Source organism: Lelliottia sp. CFBP8978, from assembly GCF_034046055.2.
Classification (GTDB): domain Bacteria; phylum Pseudomonadota; class Gammaproteobacteria; order Enterobacterales; family Enterobacteriaceae; genus Enterobacter.
The window spans coordinates 4,346,000-4,362,661 of sequence record NZ_CM188253.1; the positions used below are offsets into that span (position 1 = coordinate 4,346,000).

The following is a 16,662-nucleotide window of genomic DNA, read 5'->3' on the forward strand; positions in this document are numbered from 1 at the left end:
TCTGGTCAAAGGCCCGCCGCTTAAGTAACATGGCGGGCTGACGAACGAATAAATACAGCGAAACGATAGTGGCACAACGAGATTATGTACGTCGCGGCCAGCCGGCACCTTCGCGACGCAAAAAGAGCACATCACGGAGCAAGCAACGTAGCCTGTCTTCTGTCTCGCCAGCAATGGTGGCTATTGCCGCGGCTGTCCTGGTGGCCTTTATTGGCGGTCTGTACTTTATTACTCACCACAAGAAAGAAGAGTCTGAAGCGCTGCAGGGTAACAAAGTTGCCGGGAATGGCTTGCCGCCAAAACCTGAAGAGCGCTGGCGCTACATCAAAGAGCTGGAAAGCCGCCAGCCGGGCGTGCGTGCGCCTACCGAGCCTTCTGCCGGTGGCGAGGTGAAAAATGCCGATCAGCTGACCAACGAGCAGCGCCAGTTACTGGCTCAAATGCAGGCCGATATGCGTCAGCAGCCGACTCAGCTGAATGAAGTGCCGTGGAATGAGCAGACGCCGCAGCAGCGTCAGCAAACGCTGCAACGTCAGCGCCAGGTTCAGCAACAAGTGCAGCAGCAACAGCAACAACAGTGGACGCAAACGCAGCCGGTACAACAGCCCCGGTCTCAGCCGCGCGTAACGGAACAACCGTATCAGCAGCCGCAGCAGCAAACGCGCACGGTGCAGACACAGCCCGTTCAGCAGCAGCCTAAAGCACAGCCGCAGAAACCCGCCACGTCGGCCCAGCCGTATCAGGATCTGTTGCAAACGCCTGCGCATACCGCCGCACAGCAGCCTAAAGCCCAGCAACAGCAGAGCGCGCCGGTGACGCAGCAAACCGAAGCGCCAAAGCAAACGGCTGAGAAAAAAGATGAGCGCCGCTGGATGGTTCAGTGCGGTTCATTTAAGGGCGCAGAGCAGGCAGAAACCGTGCGCGCTCAGCTCGCGTTCGAAGGATTTGATTCCCGCATCACCACTAACAATGGCTGGAATCGCGTGGTTATCGGCCCGGTCAAAGGCAAAGAAAACGCCGATGGCACCATTAGCCGTCTTAAGATCGCCGGCCACACAAACTGCATTCGACTCGCTTCCGGGGGTTGAAACCCCCGAAATCCCCCCCATCTATCATACTATTCAGCCCTGAGCACAGGCTCAGGGCACCTGTTCCGATTTTGTAACCAGGGGGTCTGCTCGTGACAACAATAGTAAGTGTACGCCGTAACGGCCAGGTGGTGATTGCCGGTGATGGCCAGGCCACGCTGGGGAATACCGTCATGAAAGGCAACGTGAAGAAAGTGCGCCGTCTGTACAACGACAAAGTGATCGCCGGTTTCGCGGGTGGTACTGCTGACGCCTTTACGCTGTTTGAACTGTTTGAACGCAAACTGGAAATGCATCAGGGTCACCTGGTGAAAGCCGCCGTTGAGCTGGCAAAAGACTGGCGTACCGACCGCATGCTGCGCAAGCTTGAAGCTTTGCTGGCAGTGGCGGATGAGAATGCCTCTCTGATTATCACCGGCAACGGTGACGTCGTTCAGCCAGAAAACGATCTGATTGCCATCGGCTCTGGCGGCCCGTACGCCCAGGCCGCAGCACGCGCGCTGCTCGAAAACACCGATTTAAGCGCCCGTGAAATTGCCGAGAAGGCGTTGGGAATTGCAGGTGATATCTGCATTTACACCAACCACTTCCATACCATCGAAGAATTGAACTCTAAAGCGTAAGGATCTCCCATGTCTGAAATGACCCCACGCGAAATTGTCAGCGAGCTGAACAAACACATTATCGGCCAGGATAACGCCAAGCGCTCCGTTGCCATCGCCCTGCGTAACCGCTGGCGTCGCATGCAGCTCGAAGAAGAGCTGCGCCATGAAGTGACCCCTAAAAATATTCTGATGATCGGCCCGACCGGTGTCGGTAAAACTGAAATCGCTCGTCGTCTGGCGAAACTGGCCAACGCGCCGTTCATCAAAGTGGAAGCGACTAAATTCACCGAAGTGGGCTATGTCGGGAAGGAAGTGGACTCTATCATCCGCGATCTGACCGATTCCGCGATCAAAATGGTGCGTATCCAGTCGATTGAAAAAAACCGCTACCGCGCAGAAGAAATGGCGGAAGAGCGTATTCTCGACGTGCTGATCCCGCCTGCAAAAAATAACTGGGGCCAGTCTGAGCAGACTGCTGAGCCGTCTGCCGCGCGTCAGTCATTCCGCAAAAAACTGCGTGAAGGACAGCTGGACGACAAAGAGATTGAAATCGATCTCGCCGCAGCACCTATGGGCGTAGAAATTATGTCTCCTCCGGGTATGGAAGAGATGACCAGCCAGCTGCAGTCCATGTTCCAGAACCTGGGCGGTCAGAAACAGAAACCGCGTAAGCTGAAAATCAAAGACGCAATGAAGCTGCTGATTGAAGAAGAGGCGGCAAAACTGGTTAATCCTGAAGAGCTGAAGCAGGACGCTATCGACGCCGTTGAACAGCACGGCATCGTGTTTATCGACGAAATCGACAAGATTTGTAAGCGCGGTGAATCCAACGGTCCGGACGTTTCGCGCGAAGGCGTGCAGCGCGACCTGCTGCCGCTGGTAGAAGGTTGTACCGTGTCGACCAAACACGGGATGGTCAAAACCGATCACATTCTGTTTATCGCTTCCGGCGCATTCCAGGTCGCCAAGCCTTCGGATTTAATTCCGGAGCTGCAAGGCCGTCTGCCGATCCGCGTTGAACTGCAGGCGCTGACCACAGAAGATTTTGAACGCATCCTGACTGAGCCGAATGCGTCCATCACCGTGCAGTACAAAGCGCTGATGGGCACCGAGGGCGTGAACATTGAGTTCACCGAAGATGGCATCAAACGTATCGCACAGGCCGCGTGGCAGGTGAACGAAACCACCGAGAACATCGGTGCTCGTCGTTTGCATACCGTGCTGGAACGCCTGATGGAAGATATCTCCTATGATGCCAGCGACCTGAACGGTCAAAGCATTACCATTGATGCAGAATATGTGAGTAAACATCTTGATGCGTTAGTGGCAGATGAAGATCTGAGCCGTTTTATCCTATAATCGCGGTTACTGCATTTTCATCACTGTTGATGGGGGCTAATGCCCCCATTTTTATTGGCTAAATTACTATGACTGATATCAGCCGTACTCAGGCGTGGCTGGAAAGCCTGCGCCCTAAGACATTACCTTTGGCATTTGCCGCTATTGTCGTTGGTACTGCACTGGCCTGGTGGCAGGGTCATTTCGATCCGCTGGTTGCGCTTCTGGCGCTTGTCACCGCTGGTCTTCTGCAAATTCTCTCCAATCTCGCTAATGACTATGGCGATGCCGTAAAAGGCAGCGACAAACCTGACCGTATCGGGCCACTGCGCGGGATGCAGAAAGGTGCCATTACTCAGGCGCAGATGAAGCGCGCGCTGATCGTCACCGTGGTGCTGATTTGTCTGTCGGGTCTGTCGCTGGTATCGGTGGCCTGTAAAACCACCGCGGATTTCATCGGCTTTATGGTGCTGGGCGGGCTGGCTATCGTGGCGGCTATCACTTACACCGTTGGCACGCGCCCGTATGGTTATATTGGTCTGGGTGATATTTCAGTGCTGGTGTTTTTCGGCTGGCTGAGCGTCATGGGGAGCGGATATTTACAGGCACATACGCTGATCCCGGCACTGTTTTTGCCTGCCACAGCGTGCGGATTGCTGGCGACGGCGGTTCTGAATATCAATAACCTGCGCGATATCGACAGCGACCGGGTGAACGGTAAAAACACGCTGGCGGTACGGTTAGGCCCGGTCAATGCTCGCCGCTATCATACCGGTCTGCTGATGGGCGCTTTGGTCTGTCTGGCGCTGTTTAACCTGATTTATCTACAGAGTCTCTGGGGCTGGTTATTCATTCTGGCGGCCCCATTGCTGGTCAAACAGGCACTTTTCGTGATGCGTGAGAAAAGCGCAGCCGCGATGCCTCCGATGCTCGAACGCACGGTAAAAGGCGCACTGCTGACTAACCTGTTGTTCGTGATTGGGATTGTCCTGAGCCAGACCGTGGGTTAACTGACAAATATCAATTAACAATTGATGATTTTGCCAACAACACGTTTCGCGCGATATACTGAACACATTCGCAGCAACCAGAAGTTAATCCTATGAAATACGATACTTCCGAGCTTTGTGACATCTACCAGGAAGATGTCAACGTCGTTGAACCGCTGTTTTCCAACTTTGGTGGACGGTCGTCATTTGGCGGACAAATCATCACGGTGAAATGTTTCGAGGACAACGGGTTGCTTTATGATCTGCTCGAAGAGAATGGCCGTGGCCGCATTTTGCTGGTCGATGGCGGCGGTTCAACGCGTCGTGCGTTAATCGACGCCGATCTGGCCCGTCTTGCCACGCAAAACGAGTGGGAAGGCATTGTGGTGTATGGCGCGGTGCGTCAGGTGGACGATCTGGAAGAGCTGGATCTGGGTATCCAGGCCATTGCGGCAATTCCAGTGGGTGCGGCAGGTGAAGGGATCGGCGAAAGCGACGTGCGCGTTAATTTCGGCGGTGTCACCTTCTTCTCTGGCGACCATCTTTATGCCGACAACACCGGTATTATCCTTTCCGAAGATCCGCTGGATATCGAATAAAAAAAACCGGGTGGCGCTAGCGCTTACCCGGCCTACTTTTCTGCGTCACTATTCATTCCCTGGAGATTGCTCATTCCCCTGGCGATTTCGCGTTGTTGCAAGGCAGCAAGCGAATCAATCCCCCAGGAACATAGAAACCTATGTGACTGGGGTGAATGAGCGCTGCCAACGCCGCTACGGCGCGAAAGATAACGGGGAATTAGACTTCTTCCATACGTCCCAGCAGCGCCTGCAGACGATCCTGCCAGCCGTTCTGCTGTTCACGCAGCTGGCTGTTTTCACGCTCAAGCTCTTCACGACCGTGCTGTGCAGACTGCACTTCCTGCGCCAGCGAGTTGTTCTTTTCTTTCAGCTCTTCGATTTCCATCTGCAGCAGCGTAATGGTGTCAATCGCCTGCTGTACTTTCGATTCCAGTTTCTCAAACACTTCTAATGACATGGTCATACCTCTCCTGAATTGCAAGGCGACGCTTTAAGATAAACGCGCACAACATATTGTGTCGATTGTATGGAGCACCGCCGTCGCTGTCCAGCGGCATGCCGCGTAGATCGCGGTTTGCAACACTTTTAGGTCTGGTCCTGGTGCGTTCGGCGCAACTACCACTAAATTGTTAACACTTTAGTTAATGAAATGATTCAGCTCACACTTGTGAAATGGTGCAAAAATGCGCTTTATGGCGCGATAACGCTCATTTTATTGACACAGCACACACATTTTGATTTCGATATTTCTCGTTTTTGCTCGTTAACGATAAATTAACACCATGTCTACAGGACATCGTGGCTGTCCGCTGTCGCTGCGCTAACAATAACATTCATCTTTTTCAGGATTCCGATTATGAGTCAGACATCAACCTTAAAAGGCCAGTGCATCGCCGAGTTCCTTGGTACCGGGTTGTTGATTTTCTTCGGGGTAGGCTGCGTCGCTGCACTGAAAGTGGCGGGTGCTACTTTCGGCCAGTGGGAAATCAGCATCATCTGGGGTCTGGGCGTGGCAATGGCCATCTACCTGACCGCAGGGGTTTCCGGCGCACATCTTAACCCGGCGGTAACCATCGCGTTGTGGCTGTTCGCGTGCTTCGACGGACGCAAAGTCGTCCCTTTTATCCTTTCTCAATTTGCCGGCGCCTTTTGCGCAGCGGCATTAGTTTACGGGCTTTATTACAATCTTTTCATCGACTTCGAACAGACGCATCATATGGTGCGCGGTAGCGTCGAAAGTCTGGATCTGGCGGGCATCTTCTCCACCTATCCAAATCCGCATATCAATTTTGTGCAGGCCTTCGCGGTTGAAATGGTGATTACCGCTATTCTGATGGGTGTCATTATGGCGCTGGGCGATGACGGTAACGGCATCCCGCGTGGTCCGCTGGCGCCTCTGCTGATCGGTTTACTGATCGCCGTGATTGGTGCTTCTATGGGTCCACTGACCGGCTTTGCGATGAACCCGGCGCGTGACCTGGGACCGAAAACCTTTGCGTTCTTCGCGGGCTGGGGCGAAGTTGCCTTCACCGGCGCCAAAGATATTCCGTATTTCCTGGTGCCTCTGTTCGGCCCGGTTGTCGGCGCAGCGCTGGGTGCATTCGGTTATCGTAAATTCATTGGTCGCCACTTACCGTGCGACACCTGTGTGGAAGAAGAGAAGGAAACTCCCTCTGCCGCACAACAAAAAGCTTCGCTGTAATCTGACTACGGGACAAATACTATGACTGACAAAAAATATATCGTTGCGCTCGACCAGGGCACTACCAGCTCCCGCGCTGTCGTAATGGATCATGACGCGAACATCGTCAGCGTGTCACAGCGCGAATTCGAGCAGATTTACCCTAAGCCAGGCTGGGTTGAACACGACCCAATGGAGATTTGGGCATCACAAAGCTCCACGCTGGTCGAAGTGCTGGCGAAAGCCGATATCAGTTCCGATGAGATTGCCGCGATTGGTATCACCAACCAGCGTGAAACTGCCATCGTGTGGGAACGCGAAACCGGTAAACCGATTTACAATGCCATCGTCTGGCAGTGCCGTCGTACCGCAGAAATCTGCGAGAAGCTCAAGCGTGACGGCATGGAAGATTACATCCGTAGCGCCACCGGCCTGGTCGTTGACCCCTACTTCTCTGGCACCAAAGTGAAGTGGATCCTCGATCACGTGGAGGGTTCGCGTGAGCGTGCAAAACGCGGCGAGCTGCTGTTCGGTACTGTTGACACCTGGCTTATCTGGAAAATGACTCAGGGGCGCGTACACGTTACGGATTACACCAACGCCTCGCGGACCATGATGTTCAACATCCACGATCTGGACTGGGACGATAAAATGCTGGACGCGCTGGATATCCCGCGCGCCATGCTGCCGGAAGTCCGCAAATCTTCCGAAGTTTACGGTCAGACCAATATCGGTGGTAAAGGCGGCACGCGTATTCCGATCTCCGGTATCGCCGGTGACCAGCAGGCAGCGCTGTTTGGCCAGCTGTGCGTAAAAGAAGGGATGGCGAAAAATACCTACGGTACCGGCTGCTTTATGCTGATGAATACCGGTGAAAAAGCGGTGAAATCTGAGAACGGCCTGCTGACCACCATCGCCTGCGGCCCACGCGGCGAAGTGAACTACGCACTGGAAGGTGCCGTGTTTATGGCGGGCGCCTCCATCCAGTGGCTGCGCGACGAAATGAAACTCATCAGCGATGCATTCGATTCCGAATATTTTGCGACCAAAGTGAAAGACACCAACGGCGTGTACGTGGTGCCCGCCTTCACCGGTCTGGGCGCGCCATACTGGGACCCGTATGCTCGCGGCGCGATTTTCGGCCTGACGCGTGGGGTGAACTCTAACCACATCATCCGCGCCACGCTGGAATCTATCGCTTATCAAACGCGCGATGTTCTGGAAGCGATGCAGGCTGACTCCGGTATTCGTCTGCACGCTCTGCGTGTTGACGGCGGCGCGGTTGCGAATAACTTCCTGATGCAGTTCCAGTCCGACATTCTGGGCACCCGCGTTGAGCGTCCTGAAGTACGCGAAGTGACGGCGCTGGGCGCGGCGTATCTGGCCGGTCTGGCGGTTGGTTTCTGGCAGAACCTGGATGAGCTGCAGGAGAAAGCGGTTATCGAACGCGAATTCCGCCCAGGTATCGAAACCACCGAGCGTAACTATCGCTACAGCGGCTGGAAAAAAGCGGTGAAACGCGCGCTGGCGTGGGAAGAGCACGAAGAGTAATAGACCATTCCCCTCACCCTAACCCTCTCCCCATAGGGGAGAGGGGATTACTCCGCGCCGCTCTTCACCCCCGCCCCTTTGGGGACGGGGACTGCTCCGGGCCGACTTTTCACTCTCGTCCCTTTGGGGACAGGACTGCTCCGGACCTTTCACCCTCGTCCCTATGTGGAGAGGGACCGCTCCGGACCGTATCTTCACCCTCACCCCTTTGGGGACAGGACTACTCCGGACCTTTCACTCTCGCCCCTTTGGGGAGAGGGCCGGGGTGAGGGGTCACCAAACCGCACCCTCCCCCACTCTGTGATAAACTTCGAGCAATTCCTTTTGACTGCACGAGTATCTGATGAGACGTGAACTTGCTATCGAATTTTCCCGCGTAACCGAAGCCGCCGCGCTGGCAGGCTATAAATGGTTAGGCCGTGGCGACAAAAATATTGCTGATGGCGCTGCCGTCCACGCGATGCGCATTATGCTCAACCAGGTCAACATTGATGGCACTATCGTCATCGGCGAAGGCGAGATCGACGAAGCGCCAATGCTGTTTATCGGTGAGAAAGTGGGCACCGGCAACGGCGACGCCGTGGATATCGCGGTCGATCCGATCGAAGGCACGCGCATGACCGCCATGGGCCAGGCCAACGCACTCGCTGTACTGGCCGTCGGCGATAAAGGCTGCTTCCTCAACGCACCGGATATGTACATGGAAAAGCTAATTGTCGGTCCGGGCGCAAAAGGGTCAATCGATCTCAACCTGCCGCTGGAAGATAACCTGCGTAACATCGCCGCTGCGCTGGATAAACCGCTGAGCGAACTCACGGTCACTATTCTGGCAAAACCGCGTCATGACAGCATCATTATGCAGATGCAGCAGTTGGGCGTGCGCGTATTCGCCATCCCCGATGGCGACGTTGCTGCCTCGATTCTGACCTGTATGCCGGACAGCGAAGTGGATGTTCTGTACGGTATTGGCGGCGCCCCCGAAGGCGTAGTGTCAGCCGCCGTGATTCGCGCGCTGGATGGCGATATGCAGGGCCGCCTGCTGGCACGTCACGACGTTAAAGGCGACAGCGAAGAGAACCGCCGCATCGGTGAGGAAGAGTTGTCACGCTGCAAAGCGATGGGCATCGAGACCAACAAAGTGCTGCGTCTGGACGAAATGGCGCGCAGCGACAATGTTATCTTCTCAGCGACCGGCATCACCAAAGGCGACCTGCTGGACGGCATCACGCGTAAGGGCAACATGGCGACCACCGAAACGCTGCTGATTCGCGGTAAGTCACGCACAATTCGTCGTATCCAGTCGATTCACTATCTGGACCGCAAAGACCCGAATGTACAAACGCACATTCTGTAAGCGTATTTGATCGATTGAGCTTTCCAGCCGACGCAGGCTGGAAATCTCCCCCGCAAGAAAGGAAGATAGTGTAAGAAACCAGCACAGGAGAAGATCATGGCGGAGTGGGTAACAGGAAAAGTCACAAAGGTAGAGTTCTGGACTGATGCACTATTTAGCCTCACCGTGCATGCCCCCGTTCATCCTTTTTCCGCAGGGCAATTTGCCAAGCTGGGGCTGGAAATTGACGGCGAACGCGTGCAACGCGCCTATTCCTACGTTAACGCGCCGGATAATCCTGATCTGGAGTTTTACCTGGTCACCGTTCCCGACGGCAAGCTGAGTCCGCGTTTGGCCGCGCTCAAACCTGGCGATGAGATCCAGATCGTTAGCGAGGCCGCCGGTTTCTTCGTGCTGGATGAAATCCCGGACTGCGACACGCTGTGGATGCTGGCAACCGGTACGGCTATCGGGCCGTATCTCTCTATTTTGCAGTACGGACAGGATCTGGAGCGCTTCAAACATATCGTGCTGGTTCACGCTGCGCGCTATGCGGCCGATCTGAGCTATCTCCCGCTGATGCAGGAGCTGGAAAAGCGCTACGAAGGGAAACTGAAAATCCAGACCGTGGTCAGTCGCGAAACGGCAGAAAGTTCGCTGACCGGGCGCGTTCCGGCGCTGATTGAAAGCGGCGCGCTGGAAAACGCCGTCGGTTTAGCGATGAATACGGAAACCAGCCATGTGATGCTGTGCGGCAACCCGCAGATGGTGCGTGATACCCAGCAGTTGCTGAAAGATTCCCGACAGATGACCAAACATTTGCGTCGTCGGCCGGGTCATATGACGGCTGAACACTACTGGTAATTAAAAGTATTTTACTTCCAGCGTGTCCTTGCCGTACTTGTTCTCGCTCTGGGTGCCGACAAACGCGCCCAAGTCGATAACCGTCATCACAAAAATAACGGTTGGAATGAGTTTTCCTACCACCCAGGGCAACACTGACGGCAGCATTGACCAGTTTCCTGCCAGCAGCATCCACGCCAGAATCACCAGCAACGCCCATAGCCCCGAACGTCCGCGATCGTGCAGGCGTTTAACCATGACCGACGCTGTCGGCCAAAGCAGGCAAACAAGCGCAAACGCCGCCGTTTGGGTGCTCAACCAGTTATTATATGCCACACCGAAAAGCACCAGCATCGCAACAATCCACGTGCCCATCCAGATCCAAAAATCACGGCGTCCAATACGCCCTTTGAATGAAAACAGCCACTGCTGTATGGTCATGTCAGGTTCCTTATTATCGTATGCTGCGTAGTTTACCCTGGAGTTGTGACCTTTTGACAAGAAGACCAGATATCGTTTTAATCATGAACAGTGACGACCAGGGACAATATTGATGAAAAGATGGGCTCACCCTTTTTTGCTGTGTTTCACCATGTTGAGCGCCAGCTTTTCTCTGCACGCAAATGACACCTCCGCGCCAGCGACCGCGCCATACCTGCTACAAGGCGCGCCCTCGTTCGATCAATCCATTAGCGCGTTTCGTGAAAACTTCAATAAAGACAATCCTGCGCTGGCACTGGGTGAATTCCGCGCCATTGACGGCGCACGGGACACGCCCACTCTGACGCGTGCCGCCAGTAAAATTAATGAAAATCTGTACGCCTCCACCGCACTGGAGCGCGGCACCTTAAAAATTAAAAGCATGCAGATCACCTGGCTTCCCATTCAGGGGCCGGAGCAAAAGGCCGCAAAAGCCAAAGCGCTGGAATATATGAGCGCCATTTTGCGGGCTTTCACGCCGATATTGACCAAAGCACAGAGCCAGCAAAAGCTGCAAAAATTGCTGACTGCCGGGAAAAACAAGCGCTACTACGCCGAAACAGACGGCGCGATCCGCTATGTTGTCGCAGATAACGGCGAAAAGGGACTGACCTTCGCTGTTGAACCGATTAAGCTGGCACTATCTGACACACTCGGAGGGGCGAATTAATGACAAAAAGCAAAGCCTTTCGAGGGAAAATCTCTATACTGATTCACAGACCATGCTGCTCTCACGGGCGGCCATAATCCTTAATTCGCTTTTTTAGCGTGGAGAATTGAAATGCGACATCCTTTAGTGATGGGTAACTGGAAACTGAACGGCAGCCGCCACATGGTAAACGAGCTGATCGCGAACCTGCGTAAAGAGCTGGCTGGCGTAACAGGCTGTGCTGTAGCAATCGCTCCGCCGGACATGTATCTGGATCTGGCCAAACACGCCGCTGACGGCAGCCACATCGTGCTGGGCGCGCAGAACGTTGACGTTAACCTGTCTGGCGCATTCACCGGCGAAACTTCCGCTGAAATGCTGAAAGATATCGGTGCGAAATACATCATCATCGGTCACTCTGAGCGTCGTACTTACCACAAAGAATCCGACGAGTTCATCGCGAAGAAATTCGCCGTGCTGAAAGAACAGGGTCTGATCCCGGTACTGTGCATCGGTGAAACCGAAGCAGAAAACGAAGCAGGCAAAACCGAAGAAGTGTGCGCACGTCAGATCGACGCCGTGCTGAAAACTCAGGGCGCAGCGGCGTTCGAAGGCGCGGTTATCGCTTACGAGCCAGTATGGGCAATCGGCACCGGCAAATCTGCCACCCCAGCACAGGCACAGGCTGTACACAAATTCATCCGTGACCACATTGCTAAAGCAGACGCCAAAGTGGCTGAACAAGTGATCATCCAGTACGGCGGTTCCGTAAACGCAGCAAACGCGGCAGAACTGTTCACCCAGCCGGACATCGACGGCGCGCTGGTTGGCGGCGCATCCCTGAAAGCAGACGCTTTCGCGGTGATTGTGAAAGCAGCAGAAGCAGCTAAACAGGCGTAATCGCTGTTGTGGCGGGTGGCGCTTCGCTGACCCGTCCGACAAAACGCCAGGCCCGGTTAGCGCGAGTCGCCACCGGGCTTTTTTACAACCGTCCCAACACGCTAAACCACAGATAATTCAGCGGCAACAGCACCAGCCAGGTCGCTACTGCCAGCGCCACACACAGCAACATTCCCGCCTTCGCAGGCACTTTTCCAAGACCCATCGCCACCACAATCGGCGACGCCTGATAAGGCAACAGCGGTGTGGAATAGCCCAGAACCTGAATCATAATCACCGACAGCAGCGGGAAACCGGTCGCATCGGAAAAACTTTGCGCCAGCGTCGTATAAAGCGCCGGAACGCCATTCGCCGTCATGATGAAATTGAGCGCCGTGGTAATGCCGGTCAACGCCAGGAAGCTGGTGAACGGTTTGGCTGCATCCAGCGGCATCATCCGCAGCAACGCCTCACCCACCGCGTTGCCGATACCGGTATGCGTCACGGTAATGGCCAGCCCCAGAATCCCCGCCACATAGATGCAGGTGCGCATATTGACGCCCGCCGAGAACTCCTCTCCGGTAATGAAGCCAATGCGCGGCAGCATCACAATGATCGACGCAGCAAGCCCTGTCCACGCAGGGCCAATGCCATGCCAGCTCTCCGTTACCCACATAACCAGCACCACCGCTAATAGCCACGCCAGACGCTTTTCATCCCTTCCCATTGGGGCGGCTGGCGCAAGATCCCGCGCGGGTTTGGGCGCACCGGGAAACAGCCAGCAGATCAGACCAATCAGAATCAATCCTTTGAGAATGCCAAGCACCGGCGTGTGCAGCAGCAGATAGGGCATGTAATTCAGGTGGATGCCGTAGGAACCTTCCGCCGCACCACTCATCACCAGATTCGGTACGTTGGCCGGGAGGATCGTCGCAGAGAGCTGAAAAGTGCCAAATCCGACGGCCAGCGCCAGGCCAAACCACGCTCTTGAACCATCGGCAATCCCCGCTCTTTTCGCCATTGCCGCCACAATGGGCATCAGCAGCGCGATGCGCCCCATATTAGATGGCATCACAAACGCCAGCGCGTAGCTCAGCAACACCACGCTCGCGACCATCAGCATCCACGAATCGGTGAGTTTCGCCGAGAGCGCCCTTGCGGCCCTGTCCGCCAGCCCGGTTTTGCGGATCGCGACACCCAGCACAAATCCGCTGAACACCAGCCAGAATGCTGACGACGCAAAACCGCCAAAAATCACGTCCGGTGGCGCGATTTTGGCGGTCATCGCCGCCGTGAAGAACAGCAGCGCGGTGATAAATTCCGGCAGGAGCGATGTCGCCCACAGCACAATCGTGACGCCAACAATGAGTGAGGGCAGAAACAGAGGGTGAGTAAACCAGAGCGACATACCTGTCTCCTGTAGATTTTTTCAGCAAGTCTACGGCGACAGGCAGTGCGAGTAAACGCTATTTATAGTGGGGTCACTGGAGGATATCGCATTGATGATCCTGTAATTCCTCAGCCGAAGCGCGGTTTAACACCAGCAGATTGCGTTCGGTCGCCAGCAGTACAAACGAGCCGTCCGACTGCTGCGCCATCGCCAGCGCGAAACGTCCCATATGGTTGCGCGCCTCGGGGACTTCATCCGCCAGCATCATAAACGGACTGCGCTTTACCAGCTCATTTTCCGTTACCCGACGCGCAAGATATTCATGTCCTTCCAGCCCACCGGGAAACGGCAGCCACTGGGTGCTGATTTCCCCCTGATGCGCATTGAGCTTTTCGCGCACGTCAGGGCGCAGGCATGAGATATGAATGTGAAAATGATTTTGCGTACGGCCGGTCGGGGAGTTGATCGTCAGAGAAACCGCGCTGTCCGGCACATCTGCCCCGCGCTTCATGCTCATAAAATTACGTGACTGCCATGCCAGCCAGAAAAAGTTAGGCGTCTGTGGCTCGGTAAGCAGCGGGCTTTCGGTGCCGTTGATGCGATAAGTGGGCATAAGCAGATATTGCAGCGGTCCGTTGCGATCTTTGAATACCACATAACCGGCGTCCGGTTTCACCTGCGCACACGGGGCTGGATTGCGGTTGTGTTGCTGATTAGGCAAGCACCGATCGACAACGATATGGCGTAACGCGTCGGGATTGCCGGATTTTATCCAGATCCAGCCGCCTACGGCGAGGAGAATGGCGACCGCCATCAAGACCATCAGTTTTTTCATTACGCGTTCCCTGTATTCCTTTGAAGCGAAAGAGTAACGCAAAATAATGACCAAATAAAAAACCCGGCAGATTTCTCACACCGGGTCACCGTGTCATTCGTGGCTACGCGTTTAGCGTTTGCTGATCTGGTCGAACGTGCCGCCGTTAGAGAAGTGCTCTTTCTGCGCTTTCGCCCAGCCGCCAAACTCCTCGTCGATGGTGAACAACTTCAGTTTCGGGAACGCGCTGTCATATTTCTTCGCCACCGCCGGGTCACGTGGACGATAGAAATTCTTCGCCGCGATCTCCTGGCCTTCCGGAGAGTAGAGATACTTCAGGTAGGCTTCCGCTACGGTTTTGGTGTCTTTCTTCTCGACCACTTTGTCGACAACCGAGACGGTCGGTTCTGCCAGAATAGATTCGCTTGGGGTGACGATTTCGAACTTATCTTTGCCCAGTTCGTTGGTTGCCAGCAGGGCTTCGTTTTCCCAGGCGATCAGCACATCGCCGATTCCACGCTCCACGAAGGTGTTGGTTGAACCGCGTGCGCCGGAGTCCAGCACTTCGACGTTTTTAAACAGGGATTTGACGAAATCCTGAGCTTTGGCCTGATCGCCGTTGTTGTGATGCAGGGCATAGCCCCATGCCGCCAGATAGTTCCAGCGAGCGCCGCCGGAGCTTTTCGGGTTCGGGGTGATCACGGATACGCCCGGCTTAACCAGGTCATTCCAGTCATGAATCTGTTTCGGGTTACCTTTGCGCACCAGGAAAACGATGGTGGAGGTATACGGCGCGGAGTTGTCCGGCAAGCGTTTAATCCAGTTTTTATCAATACGACCGCGTTCAGCAATGGCATCGACGTCATAGGCCAGCGCCAGCGTTACCACATCGGCTTCAATACCGTTGATGACAGAAGTCGCCTGCTTGCCAGAGCCGCCGTGCGACTGGCGAATCACCACGTTATCGCCGGTTTCCTGTTTGTAGTGCGCCGCAAAGGCTTTGTTGTATTGATCGTAAAGCTCACGCGTCGGATCGTAAGACACGTTAAGTAACTGGATATCCTTAGCCAGAACGCTGGTCGATGCCAGCAATAAAGTTAAGCCCACGCCCCATTTATTCATCTTCCAACTCTCTTGAATGTTGTGTTTGATGAATGCAGCGTGCCAGAAAGCTAACCAATGATTAAAGAATAAAAAAAGATTGGCTATAACTAAGCGGAATAAAAAATAGTCGGCGGAGATAAAAGCAAAACGGTAACCCAAAGGTTACCGTTTTCCGTTTTTGCCCTCTCCCCGTGTTAAATGGCTGGGATGAAGGCATCACACCGCAATTAATACAGTTTTTTCGCGCAGTCCAGCCAGTCACCTTTGAATGGACGCTTCATGCTTTCAATCGCGTCGATGATATCGTGGTGAACCAGTTTTTCGTTCTGGATGCCCACGCAACGACCGCCGTGGCCTTGCAGCAGCAGATCGATGGCATATGCGCCCATACGGGAAGCGAGGATACGGTCGTAAGGACCCGGGGAACCGCCGCGCTGGATGTGGCCCAGAACCGTGGCGCGCGTTTCGCGTTTGGTTTCAGTTTCGATGTATTTCGCCAGCTCATCTACATCGCAGATGTGCTCAGTAATCGCGACGATGGCGTGTTTTTTACCTTTCGCGATACCGGCTTTGATTTCGTTAACCAGATCTTCGCGACTGAATTCGACTTCCGGAACCACGATGAACTCGCAGCCGCCAGCAATGGCTGCCGCCAGGGTCAGATCGCCGCAGTAACGGCCCATCACTTCAACGATGGAGATACGCTGGTGAGAAGAAGAGGTGTCACGCAGACGGTCAATCGCTTCAACAACTGTACCCAGAGCGGTGAAGAAGCCGATGGTGTAGTCGGTGCCTTTGATGTCGTTGTCGATAGTGCCTGGCAGACCGATGCATGGGAAGCCCATTTCAGTCAGACGTTTTGCACCCATGTAGGAGCCGTCACCGCCGATAACAACCAGCGCGTCCAGGCCGCGTTTCTTCATGTTTTCAATCGCTACCTGACGGATGTGCTCTTCGCGGAATTCCGGGAAGCGTGCAGAACCGAGGAAGGTACCGCCACGGTTAATCATGTCAGATACGCTATAGCGATCGAGTTGCACCATGCGGTCTTCGTACAGACCGAGGTAACCATCATAAACACCAAAAATTTCCAGGCCTTCCGTCAATGCCGCGCGGACCACTCCACGAATGGCTGCGTTCATGCCCGGCGCATCACCGCCGCTTGTCAACACACCGATTTTCTTAATCATGACTACCTCTGAACTTAGGAATGCAAAAATGAAATCTGTTGCCGGAAGACGTCTGTTCGACCAACCAATACTGCAAATAGTATATCAATCACTTCCAGCTGAATTGATTCAGGTCAGACCAAATGGCGGTAATTTATCCACAAAATG

At 54.6% G+C, this 16,662-nt stretch carries 17 protein-coding genes; 11 read left to right on the plus strand and 6 right to left on the minus strand.

Features of this window, described 5'->3' with window-relative positions:
* Positions 1-68 precede the first annotated feature (68 nt).
* From ftsN to rraA, 5 genes are all read left to right on the plus strand, one after another.
* Positions 69-1,088 carry a cell division protein FtsN gene (ftsN, locus tag SOM82_RS20405; RefSeq protein WP_320461601.1) on the plus strand — a complete coding sequence of 340 codons (1,020 nt, stop codon included), beginning with the start codon at positions 69-71 and terminating at the stop codon, positions 1,086-1,088.
* 92 nt (positions 1,089-1,180) lie between these two features.
* Positions 1,181-1,711 (plus strand): ATP-dependent protease subunit HslV, encoded by a 531-nt coding sequence (gene hslV, locus SOM82_RS20410; RefSeq protein ID WP_320461600.1) that lies wholly within the window; start codon positions 1,181-1,183, stop codon positions 1,709-1,711.
* A gap of 9 nt (positions 1,712-1,720) precedes the next feature.
* Positions 1,721-3,052 (plus strand): ATP-dependent protease ATPase subunit HslU, encoded by a 1,332-nt coding sequence (hslU, locus tag SOM82_RS20415; RefSeq protein WP_320461599.1) that lies wholly within the window; start codon positions 1,721-1,723, stop codon positions 3,050-3,052.
* A 62-nt stretch (positions 3,053-3,114) separates the two neighbouring features.
* Positions 3,115-4,041, plus strand: coding sequence for a 1,4-dihydroxy-2-naphthoate polyprenyltransferase (menA, locus tag SOM82_RS20420; protein WP_320461603.1), 927 nt, complete (start codon positions 3,115-3,117; stop codon positions 4,039-4,041).
* A 92-nt stretch (positions 4,042-4,133) separates the two neighbouring features.
* Positions 4,134-4,619, plus strand: a complete 486-nt coding sequence (gene rraA, locus SOM82_RS20425) for a ribonuclease E activity regulator RraA (RefSeq protein WP_154128701.1) — start codon at positions 4,134-4,136, stop codon at positions 4,617-4,619.
* 199 nt (positions 4,620-4,818) lie between these two features.
* On the opposite strand, the gene zapB is transcribed toward rraA, so the two are convergent.
* The gene (gene zapB / locus SOM82_RS20430) at positions 4,819-5,064 is read right to left on the minus strand and encodes a septal ring assembly protein ZapB (protein WP_154128700.1); all 246 of its coding nucleotides are present in this window, start codon (positions 5,062-5,064) and stop codon (positions 4,819-4,821) included.
* Between the two features lie 393 nt (positions 5,065-5,457).
* On the opposite strand from zapB, the gene SOM82_RS20435 reads away from it, so the two are divergent.
* The 4 genes from SOM82_RS20435 (at position 5,458) to fpr (ending at position 10,030) form a co-directional block, all read left to right on the plus strand.
* Positions 5,458-6,303 carry an MIP/aquaporin family protein gene (locus SOM82_RS20435; RefSeq protein WP_320461598.1) on the plus strand — a complete coding sequence of 282 codons (846 nt, stop codon included), beginning with the start codon at positions 5,458-5,460 and terminating at the stop codon, positions 6,301-6,303.
* Between the two features lie 21 nt (positions 6,304-6,324).
* The gene (glpK, locus tag SOM82_RS20440) at positions 6,325-7,833 is read left to right on the plus strand and encodes a glycerol kinase GlpK (protein WP_154128698.1); all 1,509 of its coding nucleotides are present in this window, start codon (positions 6,325-6,327) and stop codon (positions 7,831-7,833) included.
* 343 nt (positions 7,834-8,176) lie between these two features.
* Positions 8,177-9,187: a class II fructose-bisphosphatase gene (gene glpX / locus SOM82_RS20445; RefSeq protein WP_320461597.1), complete on the plus strand. Its 1,011-nt coding sequence runs from the start codon at positions 8,177-8,179 to the stop codon at positions 9,185-9,187.
* 96 nt (positions 9,188-9,283) lie between these two features.
* The gene (gene fpr / locus SOM82_RS20450; protein ID WP_320461596.1) at positions 9,284-10,030 is read left to right on the plus strand and encodes a ferredoxin--NADP(+) reductase; all 747 of its coding nucleotides are present in this window, start codon (positions 9,284-9,286) and stop codon (positions 10,028-10,030) included.
* Here the strand turns inward: fpr and SOM82_RS20455 are convergent, their stop codons facing one another.
* Positions 10,031-10,450 (minus strand): DUF805 domain-containing protein, encoded by a 420-nt coding sequence (locus SOM82_RS20455; protein WP_154128695.1) that lies wholly within the window; start codon positions 10,448-10,450, stop codon positions 10,031-10,033.
* Between the two features lie 112 nt (positions 10,451-10,562).
* On the opposite strand from SOM82_RS20455, the gene SOM82_RS20460 reads away from it, so the two are divergent.
* Positions 10,563-11,159 (plus strand): DUF1454 family protein, encoded by a 597-nt coding sequence (locus SOM82_RS20460; protein WP_154128694.1) that lies wholly within the window; start codon positions 10,563-10,565, stop codon positions 11,157-11,159.
* Positions 11,160-11,270: 111 nt separating this feature from the next.
* The gene (gene tpiA / locus SOM82_RS20465; RefSeq protein ID WP_154128693.1) at positions 11,271-12,038 is read left to right on the plus strand and encodes a triose-phosphate isomerase; all 768 of its coding nucleotides are present in this window, start codon (positions 11,271-11,273) and stop codon (positions 12,036-12,038) included.
* An 82-nt stretch (positions 12,039-12,120) separates the two neighbouring features.
* Here the strand turns inward: tpiA and SOM82_RS20470 are convergent, their stop codons facing one another.
* The 4 genes from SOM82_RS20470 to pfkA form a co-directional block, all read right to left on the minus strand.
* Positions 12,121-13,425, minus strand: coding sequence for an SLC13 family permease (locus SOM82_RS20470; protein WP_320461595.1), 1,305 nt, complete (start codon positions 13,423-13,425; stop codon positions 12,121-12,123).
* Between the two features lie 73 nt (positions 13,426-13,498).
* Complete coding sequence (locus tag SOM82_RS20475; RefSeq protein ID WP_320461594.1) at positions 13,499-14,242, minus strand: CDP-diacylglycerol diphosphatase; 744 nt, start codon at positions 14,240-14,242, stop codon at positions 13,499-13,501.
* A 111-nt stretch (positions 14,243-14,353) separates the two neighbouring features.
* Positions 14,354-15,343 (minus strand): sulfate ABC transporter substrate-binding protein, encoded by a 990-nt coding sequence (locus SOM82_RS20480; RefSeq protein ID WP_320461593.1) that lies wholly within the window; start codon positions 15,341-15,343, stop codon positions 14,354-14,356.
* Positions 15,344-15,552: 209 nt separating this feature from the next.
* Positions 15,553-16,515 carry a 6-phosphofructokinase gene (pfkA, locus tag SOM82_RS20485; protein ID WP_095283980.1) on the minus strand — a complete coding sequence of 321 codons (963 nt, stop codon included), beginning with the start codon at positions 16,513-16,515 and terminating at the stop codon, positions 15,553-15,555.
* Positions 16,516-16,662 lie beyond the last annotated feature (147 nt).

Bases quoted from the DNA above. Each gene is read 5' to 3' on its own strand.
- rraA (WP_154128701.1), top strand. From the start codon at position 4,134: ATGAAATACGATACTTCCGAGCTTTGTGACATCTACCAGGAAGATGTC.
- SOM82_RS20480 (WP_320461593.1), bottom strand. From the start codon at position 15,343: ATGAATAAATGGGGCGTGGGCTTAACTTTATTGCTGGCATCGACCAGC.
- SOM82_RS20470 (WP_320461595.1), bottom strand. From the start codon at position 13,425: ATGTCGCTCTGGTTTACTCACCCTCTGTTTCTGCCCTCACTCATTGTT.
- SOM82_RS20455 (WP_154128695.1), bottom strand. From the start codon at position 10,450: ATGACCATACAGCAGTGGCTGTTTTCATTCAAAGGGCGTATTGGACGC.
- SOM82_RS20460 (WP_154128694.1), top strand. From the start codon at position 10,563: ATGAAAAGATGGGCTCACCCTTTTTTGCTGTGTTTCACCATGTTGAGC.
- glpK (WP_154128698.1), top strand. From the start codon at position 6,325: ATGACTGACAAAAAATATATCGTTGCGCTCGACCAGGGCACTACCAGC.
- pfkA (WP_095283980.1), bottom strand. From the start codon at position 16,515: ATGATTAAGAAAATCGGTGTGTTGACAAGCGGCGGTGATGCGCCGGGC.
- zapB (WP_154128700.1), bottom strand. From the start codon at position 5,064: ATGACCATGTCATTAGAAGTGTTTGAGAAACTGGAATCGAAAGTACAG.
- fpr (WP_320461596.1), top strand. From the start codon at position 9,284: ATGGCGGAGTGGGTAACAGGAAAAGTCACAAAGGTAGAGTTCTGGACT.
- SOM82_RS20435 (WP_320461598.1), top strand. From the start codon at position 5,458: ATGAGTCAGACATCAACCTTAAAAGGCCAGTGCATCGCCGAGTTCCTT.
- tpiA (WP_154128693.1), top strand. From the start codon at position 11,271: ATGCGACATCCTTTAGTGATGGGTAACTGGAAACTGAACGGCAGCCGC.
- SOM82_RS20475 (WP_320461594.1), bottom strand. From the start codon at position 14,242: ATGAAAAAACTGATGGTCTTGATGGCGGTCGCCATTCTCCTCGCCGTA.
- hslU (WP_320461599.1), top strand. From the start codon at position 1,721: ATGTCTGAAATGACCCCACGCGAAATTGTCAGCGAGCTGAACAAACAC.
- glpX (WP_320461597.1), top strand. From the start codon at position 8,177: ATGAGACGTGAACTTGCTATCGAATTTTCCCGCGTAACCGAAGCCGCC.